This is a genomic window from Pedobacter sp. Bi27 (assembly GCF_918698255.1).
Lineage (GTDB): Bacteria > Bacteroidota > Bacteroidia > Sphingobacteriales > Sphingobacteriaceae > Pedobacter.
Genome location: NZ_CAKKMW010000003.1, coordinates 606,447 through 626,960, shown reverse-complemented (window position 1 = coordinate 626,960; position 20,514 = coordinate 606,447). Strand labels below are relative to the sequence as shown.

Annotated in this window: 16 protein-coding genes; 11 read left to right on the top strand and 5 right to left on the bottom strand. The window is 37.9% G+C overall.

All coding sequences use genetic code 11. From position 1 onward, the window contains the following. Positions 1-135: 135 nt before the first annotated feature. Both LQ227_RS12825 and LQ227_RS12820 read left to right on the top strand, forming a co-directional pair. Positions 136-3,225: a TonB-dependent receptor gene (locus LQ227_RS12825; RefSeq protein WP_230149547.1), complete on the top strand. Its 3,090-nt coding sequence runs from the start codon at positions 136-138 to the stop codon at positions 3,223-3,225. A gap of 17 nt (positions 3,226-3,242) precedes the next feature. After that, positions 3,243-4,622, top strand: coding sequence for a RagB/SusD family nutrient uptake outer membrane protein (locus LQ227_RS12820; protein WP_230149546.1), 1,380 nt, complete (start codon positions 3,243-3,245; stop codon positions 4,620-4,622). Positions 4,623-4,683: 61 nt separating this feature from the next. Here LQ227_RS12820 and acs read toward each other — a convergent pair whose 3' ends face one another. After that, positions 4,684-6,579: an acetate--CoA ligase gene (acs, locus tag LQ227_RS12815; RefSeq protein WP_057932078.1), complete on the bottom strand. Its 1,896-nt coding sequence runs from the start codon at positions 6,577-6,579 to the stop codon at positions 4,684-4,686. Between the two features lie 300 nt (positions 6,580-6,879). Here acs and rpmB point away from each other — a divergent pair, with 300 nt between their 5' ends. The 6 genes from rpmB to rimO all read left to right on the top strand — a co-directional run bounded on the left by rpmB (position 6,880) and on the right by rimO (position 10,529). After that, positions 6,880-7,113 carry a 50S ribosomal protein L28 gene (gene rpmB / locus LQ227_RS12810; protein WP_025145121.1) on the top strand — a complete coding sequence of 78 codons (234 nt, stop codon included), beginning with the start codon at positions 6,880-6,882 and terminating at the stop codon, positions 7,111-7,113. 44 nt (positions 7,114-7,157) lie between these two features. Next, positions 7,158-7,340 (top strand): 50S ribosomal protein L33, encoded by a 183-nt coding sequence (gene rpmG / locus LQ227_RS12805; RefSeq protein ID WP_010599807.1) that lies wholly within the window; start codon positions 7,158-7,160, stop codon positions 7,338-7,340. Positions 7,341-7,438: 98 nt separating this feature from the next. Continuing rightward, on the top strand, positions 7,439-7,594 hold the full coding sequence (locus LQ227_RS12800; protein WP_010599808.1) for a DUF4295 domain-containing protein: 156 nt from the start codon (positions 7,439-7,441) through the stop codon (positions 7,592-7,594). An 84-nt stretch (positions 7,595-7,678) separates the two neighbouring features. Beyond that, complete coding sequence (ftsY, locus tag LQ227_RS12795; protein ID WP_057932079.1) at positions 7,679-8,641, top strand: signal recognition particle-docking protein FtsY; 963 nt, start codon at positions 7,679-7,681, stop codon at positions 8,639-8,641. A 99-nt stretch (positions 8,642-8,740) separates the two neighbouring features. Beyond that, a complete protein-coding gene (locus LQ227_RS12790; protein WP_230144693.1) occupies positions 8,741-9,115 on the top strand; it encodes a GxxExxY protein in 375 nt (124 codons plus the stop codon). An 82-nt stretch (positions 9,116-9,197) separates the two neighbouring features. Next, positions 9,198-10,529 (top strand): 30S ribosomal protein S12 methylthiotransferase RimO, encoded by a 1,332-nt coding sequence (gene rimO, locus LQ227_RS12785; RefSeq protein ID WP_230144692.1) that lies wholly within the window; start codon positions 9,198-9,200, stop codon positions 10,527-10,529. Positions 10,530-10,602: 73 nt separating this feature from the next. On the opposite strand, the gene LQ227_RS12780 is transcribed toward rimO, so the two are convergent. The 4 genes from LQ227_RS12780 to LQ227_RS12765 form a co-directional block, all read right to left on the bottom strand. Beyond that, positions 10,603-10,947, bottom strand: coding sequence for a hypothetical protein (locus LQ227_RS12780; protein ID WP_230144691.1), 345 nt, complete (start codon positions 10,945-10,947; stop codon positions 10,603-10,605). Positions 10,948-11,855: 908 nt separating this feature from the next. Next, positions 11,856-12,857, bottom strand: coding sequence for an NAD(P)H-dependent glycerol-3-phosphate dehydrogenase (locus LQ227_RS12775; protein ID WP_230144690.1), 1,002 nt, complete (start codon positions 12,855-12,857; stop codon positions 11,856-11,858). A 172-nt stretch (positions 12,858-13,029) separates the two neighbouring features. Continuing rightward, positions 13,030-14,370, bottom strand: coding sequence for an efflux RND transporter periplasmic adaptor subunit (locus LQ227_RS12770; RefSeq protein WP_230144689.1), 1,341 nt, complete (start codon positions 14,368-14,370; stop codon positions 13,030-13,032). Positions 14,371-14,484: 114 nt separating this feature from the next. Continuing rightward, a complete protein-coding gene (locus tag LQ227_RS12765; RefSeq protein ID WP_230146658.1) occupies positions 14,485-15,978 on the bottom strand; it encodes a TolC family protein in 1,494 nt (497 codons plus the stop codon). Between the two features lie 20 nt (positions 15,979-15,998). On the opposite strand from LQ227_RS12765, the gene LQ227_RS12760 reads away from it, so the two are divergent. From LQ227_RS12760 to LQ227_RS12750, 3 genes are all read left to right on the top strand, one after another. Further along, on the top strand, positions 15,999-16,667 hold the full coding sequence (locus LQ227_RS12760) for a polysaccharide deacetylase family protein (protein ID WP_230144687.1): 669 nt from the start codon (positions 15,999-16,001) through the stop codon (positions 16,665-16,667). 166 nt (positions 16,668-16,833) lie between these two features. Further along, a complete protein-coding gene (locus LQ227_RS12755) occupies positions 16,834-17,457 on the top strand; it encodes a hypothetical protein (RefSeq protein ID WP_230144686.1) in 624 nt (207 codons plus the stop codon). Between the two features lie 252 nt (positions 17,458-17,709). Continuing rightward, a complete protein-coding gene (locus LQ227_RS12750) occupies positions 17,710-20,475 on the top strand; it encodes a bifunctional aconitate hydratase 2/2-methylisocitrate dehydratase (RefSeq protein ID WP_230149545.1) in 2,766 nt (921 codons plus the stop codon). The last annotated feature ends 39 nt before the right edge of the window (positions 20,476-20,514 follow it).

The window sequence follows — 20,514 nt, the reverse complement described above, 5'->3', positions numbered from 1 at the left end:
GTTTTGATTTAAGCTCAAAAAACCAAACAACTATCCGATTTTGCTTCACTACAGCAGGTTTTATAAAAATTTTTAATTATATTAAAAAATCGTTTTAACGAACTACTAAACATTACTAACTAAACTACCAATTTGATGAAAAAACTACTCTTAAGTATGCTTTTGTATCTCGGTACAATTTCGTTTGCTTTCGCACAAGGCAAAGTGATTACCGGGAAAGTTACGTCAGCCTCAGGACCAATTCCGGGCGTTAGCGTATTTGTAAAAGGCTCACCAGCTAACGGCACGCAGAGTGATGCCTCGGGCGCCTTTAAATTAACCGTTTCGGATGATGCCAAAACACTTATTTTTAGCTTTATCGGTTACAAAACCAAAGAAGTGCCTATTACCGGGCAAAGCATTAACGTAAATCTTGATGAAGAAAACAATACGCTATCGGATGTGGTGGTGGTGGGTTATGGAACGCAGAATAAACGTGATGTGACAGGATCTGTAGCCTCTGTTAAATCTAAAGACCTGGAAAACTTACCAGTAACAAGTTTTGAACAGGCCTTACAAGGAAAAGCAGCAGGTGTTCAGATTGCCGCTCAAAATGGAAAATTAGGGCAGGGAATAACGGTAAGGGTAAGGGGCGCTGCATCAGTAACAGCAGGTAGCGAGCCACTATACATCGTTGATGGAATACCAATTACCTCGGGAGATTTTTCGAGTACTACTGCGCCTACGAGTGCGCTGGCAGATATAAACACCAATGATATCGAATCTATAGAAGTATTAAAGGATGCATCGGCATCGGCAATTTATGGCGCAAGAGCTTCAAACGGTGTGGTATTGATCACAACCAAACAGGGTAAGGCAGGCAAAACACTTATCCAGTTTAACGCACTTGGTGGCATAAGCTCACCTTCTAACCATAGGGATTTTTTAAATGCAGAACAGTACGTTCAAATAGAGCGCAGGGCTGGGCAGGGCCAGGCGAATCAGGATTTCCTCAATGGAGATTACGCAACCCTGCAAGAAGCATTAGATGATTATAGCGCAAGTGTAGAGGCGCGTTTAAACCGGTATTCGGCGGGCAACAACGATTATCAAACTTATAAGGTAAACTCTAACTGGGAAGCTGCTTCTTTTCAGGATAAACCTGTTACGCAACAATACGACCTTAATTTAACAGGAGGAAATGAAAAAACGAAATTTTACATCGGTGGCCAGGCCTTAGATCAACAAGGAATTGTGATAGGCAACAGTTATAAACGCTATAGCGGCCGGTTAAACCTGACCAATAAAGTAACCGATTTTTTAGAAGTGGGTATTAACCTTAATTTTTCAAACAGTATCAATAACAGGCTATCAAATGATAATGCCTTTTCAAGTCCGTTACAATCTGTAGCGCTCTCTCCCATTACGCCTTTTATAGACCCAAGGTCGGGTTTAATAAGTGGAACTTTACCCGGAGCAGCTTCAAACTATCCGTTATACTATAATCCATTTATAAGTGTCGATAATGCTTTTTATAAAGCAACCGTGTACCGGACAATTGGCAAAGCTTTTGCGAACATAAACATTGCTAAGGGATTAAAATTCAGCACTGATTTTTCTATTGATAACTTAAATCAAAACGAAGAAAGTTATTATGGTTCATTGACTTTTAGAAATACAGGCACATCAAATGGCTACGGGCAAAATATTTCGACTTTTGTAATTAATGCGAATACCAATAATTTCTTCAGTTATAATACAACTATCGGCAAAAGCGCCTTTGATGTTATTTTGGGTACAAGTTATCAAAAATCAACCACCAAGTACAGCACCATCGAAGGACAGGATTTCCCAAGTGATTCTTACATTAAATTAGGTTCTGCTGCAACAAAAGTGATTGCAACCAGTAATGAAGGTGCTTTTAGCTTTCTGTCTTATTTCTTTAGGGCCAATTATAAATACAACGACCGTTATTTAGTGGGCTTTAGTGTAAGGGCTGATGGTTCATCACGATTTGGAACCAATAATAGATATGGGTATTTCCCGGCAGGTTCAGTGGCTTGGATTGCATCTGAAGAAGATTTCTTAAAACAAAGTGAAACCATCAGTTTGTTAAAATTCAGGGCCAGTTATGGTTTAACGGGTAATGCCGAAATTGGTAATTATTCTGCCCGTGGTTTATTCGCTGGAACAGGAGCATATGGTGGTTTGCCTGGGCAGATTCCTTCGCGGATAGCCAATCCGGACTTAACATGGGAAAAAACGAAGCAACTCGACATCGGCTTTGATTTTGGTATTTTAAAGAATAGAATTACAGGAATTTTTGATTTCTATCAAAAAAACACCACCGATTTATTATTAGATGTGCCTATCCCGCAAACAACAGGTTTCTCTACTAAAACCCAGAATTTAGGTTCATTAAAAAATACCGGGTTTGAATTGGGCATCAATACAGAAAATTTTGTAGGCGCGTTTAAATGGTCAACCGCAATAACAGGAGCAATTAACAACAATAAGATTACAAATTTAGGCGGGCAGATTTTAAATAGCAATGAAATAAATGCGGCTATTTCAGGGCAACCGATCGGCGTATTTTACATCCCGGAATATGCGGGGGTAAATCCGGCTAATGGTGATGCGATTTATTACAAAAACACAGTTGATGCAAATGGCAATGTAGACAGGAGTACAACAAATAACATTAACGATGCACAACGGATTTTTGCAGGCAACCCTAATCCTAAATATACATTTGGCTTAAATAACACGTTTTCGTACAAGAATTTCGATTTAGGTATATTTTTTCAAGGTGTAAAAGGCAATAAAATTTTCAATGCCGGCGGCCAGTATATGAGCGCCAATGCATCAAACGGTTATGACAACCAAACTGCAGATCAAATGAGCTATTGGGATAAACCTGGTGATGTTACATCTGTTCCGGAGCCCCGTTTGTTTGCAGGCAATGGGATCGGAAACTCAACAAGATATTTATCTGATGGTTCTTATGTCCGCTTAAAAACATTAACGCTTGGCTATACTTTTCCGGTTTCGGTATTAACCAAAATTAAGTTAAGCAAATTAAGGTTATATGCTACGGCACAAAATCTGCTTACCATAACTGGTTACAAAGGATGGGACCCCGAGGTTAATGCAGATTATCAATCTACAAACATTAACCAAGGCGTAGATTTTTACTCAGCACCACAACCACGGGTAATTTCATTAGGTATTAACATTGGCCTATAATTAAAAAAAGAATCAAAATGAAAAAGACATATATAAATAATATCATATTTGCTTGCATGTTTTTGATGGCTTTATCATCGTGCAAGAAAGCACTCGATATAAATCCTGTTGATACCATTGAGCAAAAGAATGCTTTACTCACATCAAAGGATGTTGAAGGAGCCTTGGTTGGTGCTTACTCAGATCTCGGTAGCCGTAATTTTTTTGGCGGCCGTTCGTTTTTAATAACAGATTTCTTAGCAAATACTGATGCCATTGAATGGGGCGGAACATATGAGGAACTGACCCAGGCCATCAATAAACAGCTTTTAAAAACAAATACCTTTGTAGATAATGTTTGGGCTGCAGGCTATACCGCAATTAATGATGCCAATAATGTAATTGCTGCCCTCGACAAAGTAGAGCCTGCGAAAAAGAATAGAGTAGAGGGAGAAGCTAAATTTATCCGGGGGTCGGCATATTTCGAACTCGTTAGGGTATTTGCAAAAGCCTACAATGATGGCTCTCCAAGCACGAATTTGGGCGTACCAATTGTGTTAACACCAACCAATCTCATAAGCGAAGCGAATTATGTAAGCAGGGCCACAGTAGCTGCCGTTTACAATCAGGCGATAACAGATTTGACAGAGGCAGAAGCTAAACTTCCGGCCACTAATGGTTTTTTCGCAACTAAATCTGCTGCGGCAGCCATGCTGGCCAGACTATATTTGCAAATAGGTAATTATACTGCAGCCGGAACAGCTGCAAACCGGGTAATTACATCTGGAAATTATCATTTAACAGATACTTATCTGAGTGCTTTCCCTAAAATGCCAGAAAGTGGAAGACCCGCAAAACCTGGAGACAATACTACTGAAGATGTTTTTGCCGTGCAGGTAACAACGCTTACCGGATTTAATGGTTTTAATGAATTTTATGGTTCATCTACATTTGGTGGCCGCGGGGATGCGGTAATTTCACAAGATTGGATTGATGCAACCTATGCTCCAAATGATGACAGGATTAATGCTTTTTATGACGATGACGATATGTTTACGGCGAAATTTGGTAATCAATTCGGAAATGTTCCGGTTATCAGGTTGGCAGAAATGTATTTAATCAGGGCAGAATCTAATGCACGCTTAGCTCCGGCTGCTCCTATTGGAGGCGTTACACCACTACAAGATTTAACCACCGTTAGAAGCAGGGCTGGCTTAACAACACTAACCGCTACCCTGGCAAATATTCTAAATGAAAGAAAACTAGAATTTGCTTTTGAAGGCTTTTCATTACATGATGCAAAAAGAACGCAAACCAACATTGGTAGCTTACCCTGGAATTCTACCAGATTAGTTTTCCCAATTCCACAACGTGAAATTGATGCAAATACTAAATTGGTTCAGAACCCAGGTTACTAGAAACAGCATAAAAGAAATGGCCCCGATTTTTCGGGGCCATTTCTTTTTCTTAAAATTATGGTTAAAGCTTTTTGGCCGCCGCTATAATTTCTTCTACCACACCTGGATCAAGCAGTGTAGACGTATCGCCTAAATTAGTGGTATCCCCTTCGGCAATTTTACGCAGAATTCTACGCATAATTTTGCCCGAGCGTGTTTTGGGTAAACCAGAAACAAACAATATTTTATCGGGCTTGGCAATCGCCCCAATTACACGGGTAACCGTTTGTAAAATATCTTTTTTAGATAATTCTGCTTCACCATGCATTTCAGGGTAAATTACAAAAGCGTAAATGCCCTGCCCTTTTACATCATGCGGATAACCCACAACTGCGCTTTCTACCACACCAGCGTGCATATTAATGGCATTTTCCACTTCAGCGGTACCAATTCTATGTCCAGAAACATTTAATACATCATCAACACGACCTGTGATCCGATAATAACCATCTTCATCACGCAAACAGCCATCACCGGTAAAATATAAATTCTCGTAAGTAGAGAAATAAGTCTGTTTGCAACGTTCGTGATCGCCATAAGTGGTACGCAACATGCCCGGCCAGGGGAATTTGATACAAAGATTTCCCATTACGCCATTTCCTTCAATTTCATTACCATTTTCATCAACTAAAATTGGCTGAATTCCTGGTAAAGGCAATGTAGCAAAACTAGGTTTGGTTGGTGTTACCGTGGCAATAGGTGAAATCATAATGCCTCCCGTTTCCGTTTGCCACCAGGTATCAACAATAGGCGCTTTACCGTGCCCGATTTTCTCATCGAACCAATGCCATGCTTCTTCGTTGATCGGCTCTCCTACCGAGCCTAAAACGCGGATTGAGCTTAAATCTTTGCCGTTTAATGGATCTTCACCATAACTCATTAATGAGCGGATAGCCGTTGGCGCAGTATATAAAGTATTTACTTTATGTTTTTCTACAATATCCCAAAAACGTGATGGTGTAGGGTAAGTAGGAATCCCTTCGAAAAGAACCGAAGTAGCACCTTGCGAAAGCGGTCCGTAAACAATATAAGAGTGACCGGTAATCCAGCCAATATCGGCGGTACAGAAATAAACCTCACCAGGCTGATAGTTAAATACATTCGAAAAAGTATAACCCGCATAAACCATATAACCACCACAGGTATGCACCACACCTTTGGGTTTTCCGGTAGAGCCGGATGTGTAGAGAATGAACAGCATATCTTCCGCATCCATTTCTTCCGCTTCACAAATATCATTTACGTGTTTAACTTCATCTTCCCACCACACGTCCCTGCCTTTCAGCATCGAAACAGGTGTACGGATATGGGTTAACACGATACATTTTTCAACGGTTGGGCAACCAATTAATGCATCGTCAATTACATCTTTTAAAGGAATCTGTTTATTGCCACGATAAGAACCATCGGCCGTAATCACTACTTTACATTGCGAATCGTTAATCCTGTCGGCAATAGATTTAGCAGAAAACCCGCCAAAAATAACCGAGTGAACGGCACCAATTCTGGCACAGGCCAAAACAGCAATAGCCAGCTCGGGCACCATAGGCATATAAATACAGATCCGGTCGCCCTTTTTTGCACCATTACGTTTTAAAACGTTGGCAAAACGGCAAACGCGTTCGTGCAACATTTTATAAGTATAAGTAACACTTTCTTCTTCAGGATTATTAGGTTCCCAAACAATAGCAGGTTTATCTCCATTGGTGGCCAAGTGCCGATCTAAACAATTTTCGGTAATATTAAGTTTAGCGCCTTCGAACCACTTGATATTTGGTTCGTTAAAGTTCCAGGATAATACTTTGAACCAAGGCTTGCGCCATTGAAAGTTTTGCGCCACTTCGCCCCAAAACTGCTCTGGGTTTTCTACGCTTTTCTTATAATCTTCTTCGTATTGCTTAAAAGATGTAATTTGCATTGCTCGTTCTATATTTTGGATTAGTGGGGGCTAATTTAAATAAATAATAATAAGGAGAAACAGTCTAATCGTATCAAAATGAATATCAAACGTTTGATAAGAAATAATTTATTTTAAATAGATGTAATATAGGAAGAATTTAAGATTTGGCATTAACAAACATTGCACAAACCTTTTCTGCCCATAAATATTATTATAAAAATAATTAGCTAAGCTATTGCTGTTTACAATTATTATTCAGATATTTGCACACTCTTAAAAAAATTAAGCGGACGATATTAACAACTATATTTACAAGTCATGTCAAGAGTTTGTGATTTAACAGGAAAAAAAGCAATGGTAGGTAACAACGTTTCTCACTCAAACGTTAAAACCAAACGCAAATTTTACCCAAACCTACAACTTCAGAAATTTTATATTCCTGAAGAAAACCGTTGGATTACGTTGAAAGTTTCTACTTCAGCGATTAAAACCATCAATAAAGTGGGCATTAGCGAAGCAATTAACCGTTTCGTAAAAAAAGGATTTTTGTAAAAAACATTAACTGTTGAGATTAACAGTTTTCAATTTATATTAAAATGGCAAAAAAAGGTAACAGAGTTCAGGTTATTTTAGAATGTACTGAACATAAAGAAAGTGGCATGCCAGGTATGTCTAGATATATTTCTACCAAAAACCGTAAAAACACTACTGAGAGATTAGAATTGAAAAAATTCAATCCAGTATTGAGAAAAGTAACCGTACATAAAGAAATTAAATAGGTTAGAAATAAAAGACCAAAGCTTAAAGACTAAAGCATTTTGCAAGTCTCAAATCTAATGTCTGATATCTCAAATCTAATAATTAAAATTATAAGAACATGGCAAAGAAAGTAGTTGCAACCCTTAAAACAGGTACAGGTAAAGAATATTCGAAAGTAATTACAATGGTAAAATCACCAAAAACCGGTGCTTACTCATTCAAAGAACTTATCGTACACAACGACCACGTAAAAGATGCTATTGCATCTAAATAAGGTTAATATTTTTTAATATTAAAAATATTAAAGGCCGTTCCGTTTTAACCGGAAGGGCTTTTTTTGTTATATAAAAATTTAGATATGGGTTTATTCGATTTTTTCAAAAAGAAAGAAACTGCACCTGAAGCTCAGGAAGCACTGGATAAAGGTTTAGAGAAAACTAAAGACGGTTTCTTTAATAAAATTACCAAAGCTGTAGCAGGAAAATCTTCTGTTGATGATGAAGTGCTCGATAATCTGGAAGAAGTTTTGGTTACTTCTGATGTTGGCGTAAGTACTACATTAAAAATTATCAAACGTATCGAAGAACGTGTTGCCAAAGATAAATACCTCAATACCTCAGAACTAAATTTTATCCTTCGTGATGAAATCCAGTTGCTTTTATCCGAAAACAACAGTAACGATTTCCGCCAGTTCGAATACGGCGATCATAAACCTTATGTAATTATGGTGGTTGGCGTAAATGGTGTTGGTAAAACCACTACCATTGGAAAGCTGGCCCATAAACTTAAAGAATCGGGACTTAAAGTAGTATTAGGTGCTGCCGATACCTTTAGGGCTGCGGCCGTTGACCAGATTAAACTCTGGGGAGAACGCGTTGGCGTGAGGGTTGTGGCACAGGCTATGGGCTCAGATCCTGCTTCTGTTGCTTTTGATACCTTACAATCGGCTGTTGCTAACGATGAAGATGTAGTGATTATTGATACTGCCGGACGTTTACACAACAAAATCGGTTTGATGAATGAGTTGGGTAAAATTAAACAGGTGATGCAAAAGGTAGTGCCAGGTGCACCGCATGAAATTTTATTGGTGTTAGATGCCTCGACCGGACAAAACGCCTTTGAACAATGCAAACAGTTTACCGAAGCGACTGATGTTAATGCATTGGCCATTACAAAATTAGACGGAACAGCAAAAGGTGGAGTAGTAATCGGAATTTCAGATCAGTTCAGGATTCCTGTTAAATATATCGGCGTAGGAGAAAAAATTGGCGACTTACAGCTTTTTGATAAGAAAGAGTTTGTGAATAGTTTGTTTAAATAACACTTCGTGGTCGATTACACCGAGGATTTAGCCTACAATTCACTTCGTGGTTGATTACACAGATTACAGGATTACACAGATTATTATGTAATTTTAGTAATGGAAGAATATGAAAACCATGAGCTTACCAAAATTATAATTGGTTGTTGCTACAATGTCCATACGCAATTAGGTCCAGGTTTTTTAGAGAAGATCTATGTTAATGCCCTTAAAATAAAACTTCAGCAAGCTGGGTTAAAATTTGATGTTGAGAAGGAGTTTATAGTGATGTTTGAAGACCAAATTATTGGTAAATTTAGATGTGACCTGGTTGTAGAGCAAAAGGTAATTGTTGAATTAAAATCTGTAACCGGGTATCAACCTAAATTATTTCAGAACCAACTTATATCTTATTTAAAAGCCAGTAAAATTAAGACAGGATTACTGATTAACTTTGGCAACACAAGCTGTGAGGTAAAAAGAATAGCTGTGTAGTCCTTTAAATATCCACACCAGAATCAGTGGAATCACCAAATCTGTGGAATCAAGCCGCAAGGAAGGTGTAAATAAAATTAATATGAATACCAAAATAGTAAGAAGTAAAAGCGCAATTAAACAACCAAAAATTAATGTAATTACATTAGGTTGTTCAAAAAACATATACGATTCGGAAGTATTGATGGGGCAGCTGCGTGGCAACAATTTAAATGTTGTGCACGAATCAGACAAGATGGGCAAAGATGATATCGTTGTAATTAACACCTGCGGTTTTATCGATAATGCTAAACAAGAATCAATCGATACCATTCTACAGTTCAGTGAACTAAAAGAAGCCGGTAAAATTGGCAAAGTAGTGGTTACAGGTTGTTTATCTGAACGTTACAAACCCGAACTTGAATCAGAAATCACCAACGTTGATGCCTTTTTTGGCACTAACGATCTACAGAATATTTTACATGAGTTAGGTGCCAATTATAAGCACGAACTTATTGGCGAGCGTTTGCTCACCACTCCTTCTCATTTCGCTTATTTCAAAATTGCCGAAGGCTGTAACCGTCCGTGTTCTTTCTGTGCCATCCCATTAATGCGTGGCAAACACTTGAGTAAACCAATGGAAGAATTGGTTAACGAGGCCAAAATCTTAGCTAAAAACGGCACAAAAGAATTGATTTTAATTGCTCAGGACCTTACCTATTATGGCTTAGACCTTTATGGTGTGCGCAAGTTAGATGAATTGATGCGCCGTTTATCGGATGTTCCCGGAATCGAATGGATCCGTTTGCAATACGCCTACCCTTCTGGTTTCCCCATGGAAATTTTAGATGCCATGAACGAGCGCGATAACATCTGCAAATACCTGGATATGCCATTACAGCACATTACCGATAATATGTTGAAATCGATGCGCCGTGGTACCACCAAACAAAAAACCATCGATTTAGTCAATCAGATCCGTGATAAAGTGCCAAACATCGCTATGCGTACCACGCTAATCTGTGGTTATCCTGGCGAAACTGAACATGATTTCGAAGAAATGAAGGAATGGGTTGCAGAAACCAAATTCGATCGTTTGGGTTGCTTTACGTATTCGCATGAAGAAAAAACACATGCACATACCTTAGTTGATGATATTACTGATGAAGTAAAACAACAACGTGTTGATGATATTATGGAAATACAACAAGGTATTTCGTTCGATATTAATCAAGAAAAAGTAGGCAAAACCTTCAAGGTGCTGGTAGATAAAAAAGAAGGCGATTTCTTTGTAGGCAGAACCGAATTTGACTCGCCTGAGGTTGATAATGAGGTTTTAATCGATGCAGCTACAGGTTATGCCGCTAACGGAAGCTTTGTTAATGTGAAAATTGACCGGGCTGAAGATTTCGATCTTTACGGAACGATAGTATAGATTAAACCCTCCGTTTTGTTTATAAAAAAGAAGTCAGGTTTTTAAAAACTTGACTTCTTTAAATTACATTCTTCTATTTCTTAGGCTCAGGTCTATTTTTAATCTGACTAGGTTTTAACCAGATTTTAGCACCTTTCGAGTTTACATAATATTTTTCATTCTTGGCATTGATGTAAACATTAGATCCATCTGGAGCCATTTTACCTTTCCAGGTTTTATCTGCAACTTTCGAACTGCCTTTTACTGCTACTTCGGCAGTTTTATTACCTACAGATTTAGCACCTTTACCAATTGCTTTTCCGGTATGATCTAATGCTTTACCAACCTCAGTTTTTTTCTTTTCCTGAGCATTTACGGTTAAGGCTGCACCTCCAAATAAGGCCAGCGTTAATAAACCCATTACTAATTTTCTTTTCATGACAGCTATATTTTATTTAAGTGATAACAGTTTATCGCTGTATTTGTTTTATCGCAGATAATATTAAATAAACCATATTTACGTGGCTAAGCATAAGCATAATTGAGATAAAAAATAAATCATTTTTGGAGCACAAAGACAGTGACAACTATTAGGGTTTGTTCCCGTTCTTCGCTGTATCCTTTCGCTGCGCTTCAGGGATGCCGCTTCGCCCGGGGCTAAGCAATTGGTGCTGCAAGAAGTACAAAACACCTAATTACTTCCTTTCCTCAAGCAAAAATTATTTTTTTCGTTTTTTTGCACTGCCTCCCGTTAAATAAACCTTATTGAAGCGGTTATCCTTTTTGTTGCACTGCCAAAAAAATCCCCACTAACGGATCGCAAAAAGATAATAGCGAAAAGAAGGACTACCCTAACCGAAAAGCACCAAACCTGCTTTACAAAAGATTTAAATTGTTTTTTTGGAGCGCATGGGCACAGCATCTATTTAAGTTTGTTCCCGTTCTACGCTGTATCCTTCCACTGCGCTTCAGGGATACCGCTTTGCCCGGGGCTAAACAGCTACGGTTGCAAGGAAACATGAAGCTGGCTACAAATTTAAGTAGAGCGGTTTTCAGTCTATCCAAAGGACTCCTGTGGAGAGCGTAGTCGAAGACTTCCAGAGGCTGATAAATTAAATAGATCTTTTGACTATACTAGCATTGACAGATTCCTATAGAAAGGTCGTCATTGCGAGGAGGCACGACGAAGCAATCTTAATGCGCACGCTAGTAGCGATCGTTGTAAGATTGCTTCGTCGGCTGAAAAAGCCTTCTCGCAATGACGATTCTTTGAAGCTTAAAATACGATAAAAACCCATTATGTCATTTATATCCATTTTACACCATAAATTATCCCTCAGGGCGACACTAATTTAATTTCTCGGCCAGTAATTTCATTTCGATATGCGGCGAACGGTTTTCATAAATAATACTGTGCACCGCCTTACAAATTGGCATATCCACATTGTACGCCTGATTTTTAATATGCATACATTTAACTGCATAGTAGCCTTCGGCCACCATATTCATCTCCAATTGGGCCGATTTTACGGTATAACCTTTGCCTACCATATTACCAAACGTACGGTTGCGGCTGAACTGCGAATAGGCTGTAACCAACAAATCGCCAAGATATGCCGACTCCATAATATCCCTATTGATGGGGTGAACGGCATCAACAAAACGTTTAATCTCACGGATGGCATTGCTGATCAATACGGCCTGAAAATTATCGCCATAACCAATGCCATGACAAATACCACTGGCTACGGCATAAATATTTTTTAAAACCGCAGCATATTCCGTCCCGAAAATATCGTCTGATACGTTTGTTTTAATGTAACGGGTATTTAAAAATGAAGCGAAAGTGGATGCCTTTTCTACATCGGTACAAGCTATGGTTAGGTATGATAATTTTTCTAAAGCTACTTCTTCGGCATGGCATGGTCCGCTAACCACCAAAATATCATCGTATGGGATATTATAATTTTCGTGCAAAAATTCGCCGATAATCAGATTATCTTCCGGTACTATGCCTTTTATGGCTGAAATGATTTTTTTGCCCTTTAAATCTTCAGCGGTGATGGAAGTTAAAGTGTCTTTTAAAAATGCTGCAGGAACGTTTAGAATTACAAATTCGGCAGATTTTATGATGGAATTGATATCTGAAGAGATATGGTCGTCCTGAGTAAGTTTAATCTCAACAGAACTAATATAATTGGGGTTATGCTTAAATTTTTTAATGTGCGCTATGGCAGCCTCGTTGCGCATCCACCAAAAAATTTCCTTTTCAGATAAATTATCTGCAAGCATTTTAACAATGGCAGTCGCCCAGCTCCCGCCCCCAATCATTGCTATTTTAGGTACCATGTTTATAAAAAATATTTAAGGTAAAAGGTGTAAGGCCTTTTAAAGGCTTAAGGCAAAAGGTGTAAGGTGTAAAGCTAGGACCAATTGCCCTCAACCTTAAACCTTACACCCTAAACCCTTAGGAATACACCTTAAACAACGCAAGTTACTATTTCTTGCTATTAATTATAAACTACTTCTTAGCGTCTTTGCTAAACAATTGGTCTTTAGATGTTTTTTCTACAATCATTCCGTCTTTTAACTTGTTCTGGATGGCAGAATAAGGACCGGTAACAATTTCCTGACCAGCTTTAACACCAGATTTTACAATAATAAACTGGTCATTTTGGATGCCTGTGGTTACCTCTGTCTTTTTAACCTTTTTAGTTTTAGCATCGTAAGCATAAATATATTGCTTCACTTTTTTATCGGTTAATTTAGATTTCTGCTTATCGGTGTTTTCCTGATTGCCCTGGTTTTGACCAGCATCACCAGATTTACCATTATCGGTAAATACAGCCTGAATTGGAATAGCTAAACCTGTTAACGATTCGCTTTCAATATCAACTGTGGCCGACATGCCCGGGCGGAAAATAGATTGTTGTTTACCAGCTAGTTCTTCAGTAATTCTAATTTTTACAGAGAAATTGGTTACCTGATCTACTGAAGTAGATACCGCAGTACCAACAGCTGTTGATGAACTTGCAATTTCGGTTACTACACCCCTAAATTTTTTATCTGAGAAAGCATCAACTTCAATCGAAGCTTTATCGCCAACTTTTACACGGGTAATATCGTTTTCGTTAACATCAACATTAACTTCCATTGATGATAGGTTAGAGATACGCATAATTTCTGTACCTGCCATTTGCGAAGTTCCTAAAATACGGTCTCCCAATTCGATTGACAATTTTGAAACCACTCCATCAACCGGAGCATAAATTGTTGTTTTAGCTAAGTTTGCACCTGCTTCTTTAACATTTGCCCCTGTTTGCTCTAGCGTAAATTTAGCACCGGTTACATTTTCTTTTGCACTGGCCAGATTTGCTTTAGCAGTTAGATAAGACGCCTTGGCAGCATCGAACTCTGATGCAGAAATTACCTTTTTATTAAAAAGCTCTACATTACGTTTGTAAGTTGCTTCTGCATTTACAAAGTTAGCCTGGTTTTGTATCAATTGCTGTTGCGCTGCAGCCACACTGGCCCTTTGCGCATTAAAGGTAGCAACTGTTCTTTCGTAACCCGATTGCAAAACATCCGGACGTACTTTACAAAGCAATTGTCCGGCTTTAACAATATCTCCTTCTTTCACCTTTAATTCTACTACCTCTCCCGATACTTCAGAACTTAATTTAACCTCAGTTTCTGGTTGAATTTTACCACTTGCAGTAACTGTTTCAACAACAGTTTTATCTGATGCTTTTTCTGTAGTTACTTTTTCGGTTTTGTTCCCGCCTATAACTCCAGTTAGCTTTAGTATAACTAGAAGAGCTACGATAGCAACTACGGTAATAATAATATGCTTCAGTTTCATAATTTATTGATTGTATTTCGTTTGTTGTATTATGTTGTAATGTTTTAAAATTAAAACGTTGTAATGTTATGGTATAAAACTAAAGCTTCCGTTTTCTATTTTCAGCTTTTAATCTTAAAATGTGATCTGTTTACCCAAATAATAATCAATTACTTTAGCCCTGAACAAAAGATCATATTTAGCCTGGATAAAATCTATCTCCGCTTTATTTCTATTGGTTTGAGCCGTGCTGTAATCTAAAGAGTTTACCAAACCAACATTATAACGCTGCTCAATTACATAAAAGGCATCTTTTTGTGCCTGAAATGCATTCTGCGTTGATGAATAACGGCTTTCTGCTGCTTTTAAATCATAAACAGCCTGAGAGATTACCTTGCTTAAATTATTCTTGGTAAGTTGTTCTTGTACCTGTGTATTCTGATAGTTAATTTTTGCTTTTCTAACATTTGTTCTTGCCTGAAACCCATTAAAAATAGGAATAGAAAGATTTAATCCAATATATTGGTTAAAGTTATCTTCTATTTGTGAACCAAAGGCTTGTTTGCCTAAAACAGTTACAAAATCTGGTGCAACAACAGATTCGTTTGTTGTTAAGGTTCTTCCAATTTCAGAGAATCCATTTGGGGTAATAGAAACTACCTTACTTCTACCGCTTGAAAAATTAGATCCTAAACCAGCTCCAATTGATAGTCTTGGGTAATAAGAAGATTTTGCAACACTAATTCCTCTTAATGCAGCTTCAGTTCTCAATGATGCTAACTTAATATCAGGGAAATTAGTTACCGCACTGGTAAAAATTGTATTAATATCATAACTGTTCTGCAAAGAATAATTTTCTGCAACAACAGGTGCCTTTACTTCAAATCTGTTTTCTGGCTGCATTTCCATCAATTGATTTAAAGTTAAATAAGATACCGACAATGTATTTTGAGCATTTGTAGTATTTAACTCGGCAGTAGCTACCTGAGATTTTGCCTGCGAAATATCGGCTAAGGTTTTATTGCCAGCATCTAACAAAGCTTGTTCCCTTTTTAAGGTCTGTTTAGCTACATCTAACTGTTGTTGCGAAGCTGCCAACAAATCTTTGTTGTACAAAATCTGCATGTATGAGGTAACCACCTGTAAAATTAAATCGTTTTTGATTTTCTCTACATTGGTTTGATCGGCAGCAAGCAAAAGTTTGTTCTGTCTGATCTGGTTTATTTTCTGAAAGCCCTGAAAAAGATCGGCACTTGCACTTACACTACCATTGGCTGATGAAAATTGCTGTGAAATAAACTGATTGGTTGATGGATCGATGCTACGGCCAAAGTTTTTATTATAACTTGCTGATCCGTTAAGCGTTGGTAAAAGCGCATTTTTAGATTGACTTAGCGTTTCATTGCTTAACGCAGCACTAAATGCGGCCTGTTTAATCTGTAAATTATTTCTAAGGGTATTATCTACTGCCTGTTGGATGGTTAAAACTTGCTGGGCATTAGCCTTATTGGCAAAACTGAGCGCGATAACAAAAGCAAAACCGGTAATTAACTTATTCTTGGTAAACATCTTCATAATTTGTTTCAAATCTATATAAACAACTTTAATAATTTCAATCTGTACAGGCATTTAGTAACTTTGTAGCTAAAATGTACCTGATCAAATCACCGCTTCTGCTAAAATGGTATTATCCATCACTATTATGGAATAAATCCCGCACCGAAAAAGTTATTTATTTGACCTTTGACGATGGACCCATACCCAATGTTACAGATTTTGTATTAAAAACTTTAAAAGTCTTTAATGCTAAAGCTACATTTTTTTGCATTGGCGATAATATTGTAAAACACCCCGCAGTTTTTGAACGTGTAAAAAACGACGGACATGCCATTGGCAACCATACTTTCAATCATTTAAAAGGCTGGAAAACCGATAATGAAACCTACCTTCAAAATACGCTAAAATGCCAGGAACTTACACAAACAAACCTGTTTCGCCCACCTTATGGAAGGATTAGGAAGAGCCAGATTCGTAGCTTGGAGCTTGGCGTTTGGAGCTCGGAGTTTAAAGCGCCCAGCAACTCCCAACCCACAACTCTCAACTCCCAACTGCAAATTGTAATGTGGGATGTACTCAGCGGTGATTTCGACACTCAGCTTTCGCCCGAAAAATGTTATCAAAACGTGATTAAACATACCGAAAATGGTTCTATAATTGTATTTCATGATAGTTTAAAAGCATTCGACCGTTTATCTTACGCACTTCCTAAAGTATTGGCTTATTTTAGTGAAAAAGGTTTTACATTTTCAACGCTTTAGCCTTAAGCTAATCTTATGCCAAGGCATTAAACACAATACAACAAACTGATTATCAATAAATTAATTTATAAAACAACAAATAACTGTTCAAAATCGCACAAATCTGTCCGATAACGAACGGTTATGGAAAAGCCTATAATTATCCATCATCAGTTAAAAGAGCCACATGTTCCATAAACTGACAAGATATTATCTTTTTATTGTTCCATTACTACTGTTATCATGCAACAGAAAGGTTGAACAAGGTTTTGAAAAAATCCCGCCGGGGCTGAATGCAATCGAAGCACTAATCAGGGCTATTCAACCTGATAAAAAATTTGAGCATTGGGTGTGTTTTCGTCAGGATTTTCCGGAGAAAATTAATGCAGAAACGGAGGTTATTACAGCTAAGGGTGAAATATCAAAAATCATGAATATTAAGTTTAACCTCCCTAAATCTGGTTTCAAAAGCGAAATCTTACATGGATACTATTACATTGCTTACCTCGAAAATGATAGTGTAAAACTGGTCATAAACGAAAAACAACTCATCAAATTTATTGGCAATATAAATAGTATCGAAGAAAGCTTGTTAATTGCCAGTATAAGAGGACTTACTATAGATTACAGCCAGCCAATTGGAGGTTCGTACAAAAAGGTTAAAAACGGTTATGAGTTCTATTTAGTTAAGTTTCACAACTGTACAGTAAGAACAGAACCTTTTAAGGTTTGCATTAATACATCAGGCAATTACAAAGCTAAAAGCTTGGGCTTTTTCTATGATGTTAATAACAACAAATGCTTTGATTAATAGCTCAATTTATGTGATTTTACGACCTTTAATCCCGCTCTTTTACTGTTATTTAGAATAATTCCAAATTGTTTAATCGCCTGCCTAAATTACATTTAAGGGTTGTTTTTTGCTATTTTTGTTTTAACCAAAAAACTCGGCCCTATTGGCTCAGTAAACGCAAATTAATATACAAAACAGTATTCTTTTTTTGTAAAAGCGGGTGTACATTTTGTTGCACAATCTTATAACAAAAAGAATAAAATAGCTAAGATGAGTATTTATAACGATTATATCCAGGAGATTGAAGACAGAAAAGCTCAAGGTCTTCACCCTAAACCTATTGATGGAGCAGAATTATTGAGTGAAATCATCGATCAAATCAAAAATGTAAATAATTTTAACAGGGCAGATGCTGTTAATTTTTTCATCTACAACACCTTGCCGGGTACTACCGGAGCTGCTGGTGTAAAAGCAGAATTTTTAAAAGAAATTATTTTAGGTGGAACTATCGTTGCAGAAATTACACCTGATTTTGCTTTCGAATTGTTATCGCATATGAAAGGTGGAGCCTCTATCAAAGTGTTGTTAGACATTGCGCTGGCCGATAATGGTGATAAAGCCCATAAAGCTGCAGATGTACTTAAAACACAGGTTTTCTTATACGATGCAGATACCGATCGTTTAAAAGAAGCTTATAACAATGGCAATGCCATTGCTAAAGAAATTTTAGAAAGTTATGCCAGGGCTGAGTTCTTCACTAATCTTCCAGAAGTACCAGAAGAAATCAAAGTGGTAACTTTTATCGCTGGTATTGGCGATATTTCTACAGATTTATTGTCTCCAGGTAACCAGGCACACTCTCGTTCAGATCGCGAATTGCATGGCAAATGCATGATTACGCCAGAGGCTCAGGAGGAAATTAAAGCGTTGCAAGCGCAACACCCTGATAAAAGTGTAATGCTGGTAGCTGAAAAAGGTACCATGGGTGTAGGTTCTTCACGTATGTCGGGGGTAAACAATGTTGCACTTTGGACGGGTAAAAAATCTAGCCCTTATATTCCATTTGTGAACATCGCTCCAATTGTAGGTGGCACCAATGGTATTTCTCCAATTTTCTTAACAACAGTTGATGTAACAGGCGGTATTGGTATCGACCTTAAAAACTGGGTAAAGAAAACGGATGAAAATGGCAATGTTATCCGTAACGAAAATGACGAGCCAGTTTTAGAGCAGGTTTATTCTATAGAAACGGGCACAGTACTTACCATTAATACAAAAACTAAAAAATTATACAATGGAGATCAAGAGCTGATCGACATTTCAAAAGCGTTGACACCGCAAAAAATGGAATTTATCAAAGCTGGTAGTTCTTACGCTATCGTTTTTGGTAAAAAAATCCAAACTTTTGCAGCTAAAACTTTAGCTATCGAACCTTCGCCAGTATTCGCCCCTGCTAAAGAGGTATCTATTGAAGGTCAGGGTTTAACGGCTGTGGAAAAAATCTTCAATAGAAATGCGGTAGGTTTAACACAGGGCAAGGTTTTACATGCCGGCTCTGACGTTCGTGTAGAAGTAAATATTGTAGGCTCTCAAGATACAACAGGTTTGATGACCGCTCAGGAATTAGAAGCGATGGCTGCTACAGTTATTTCTCCGATTGTTGATGGCGCTTATCAATCTGGCTGTCATACCGCATCTGTTTGGGACAAAAAAGCACAGGCAAACATCCCTAAATTGATGAAGTTCATGAATGACTTCGGTGTGATTACTGCCCGCGACCCTAAAGGCGAATATCATTCAATGACAGATGTTATTCACAAGGTATTGAATGACATTACTATTGATGAGTGGGCAATTATCATCGGAGGTGATTCACACACGCGTATGTCTAAAGGTGTAGCTTTCGGTGCAGATTCTGGTACCGTAGCATTAGCATTGGCAACTGGTGAGGCTTCTATGCCAATTCCCGAGTCGGTAAAAGTAACATTCAAAGGTCAGATGAAAGAACACATGGATTTCCGTGATGTAGTTCATGCGACACAATTGCAAATGTTGCAACAGTTTGATGGCGAAAATGTATTCCAGGGCCGTATTATCGAGGTACACATTGGTACTTTATTAGCTGATCAGGCTTTTACCTTTACAGACTGGACAGCTGAGATGAAAGCAAAAGCATCTATCTGTATTTCGCAAGATGATACTTTGATCCAATCGTTAGAAATTGCTAAAAACCGTATTCAGATCATGATAGACAAGGGTATGGACAACCATAACCAGGTTTTACAAGGATTGATCAATAAAGCAAACAAACGTATTGAAGAAATTAAAACCGGTATCAAGCCAGCTTTAATGCCAGATGATAATGCCAAATACTATGCAGAAGTAGTTATTGACCTGGATATCATCAACGAGCCAATGATTGCCGATCCGGATGTAAACAACGCAGATGTTTCTAAACGTTATACGCATGATACCATCAGAGACTTAACTTTTTATGGTGGCGACAAAAAAGTAGATCTTGGTTTCGTAGGTTCTTGTATGGTACATAAAGATGACTTAAAAATCGTTTCTCAGATGTTGAGAAACGTAGAGACACTTACTGGTAAAGTAGAGTTCAAAGCACCGTTGGTGGTTGCGGCCCCTACTTACAATATCATCGATGAGCTGAAAGCAGAAGGCGATTGGGAATACTTACAAAAATACTCTGGATTTGAGTTTAGCGATGCTTTACCTAAAGCTGCAGCGCGTACCGAATATGAGAACATCATGTACTTGGAACGTCCGGGCTGTAACCTTTGTATGGGTAACCAGGAGAAAGCGGCCAAAGGCGATACTGTAATGGCTACGTCAACCCGTTTATTCCAGGGCCGCGTAGTGGAAGATAAAGATGGTAAAAAAGGAGAGTCTTTATTGGCATCTACGCCGGTAGTTGTTCTTTCTGCCATTTTAGGTCGTATTCCAAGCATTGAGGAGTATAAAGTAGCTGTAGAAGGCATCAACTTAACCAAGTTTACGCCTATTTCTACAAAACAATAAGAAACAAATAAACATACAGTTTGTTAATCAACAACGAGG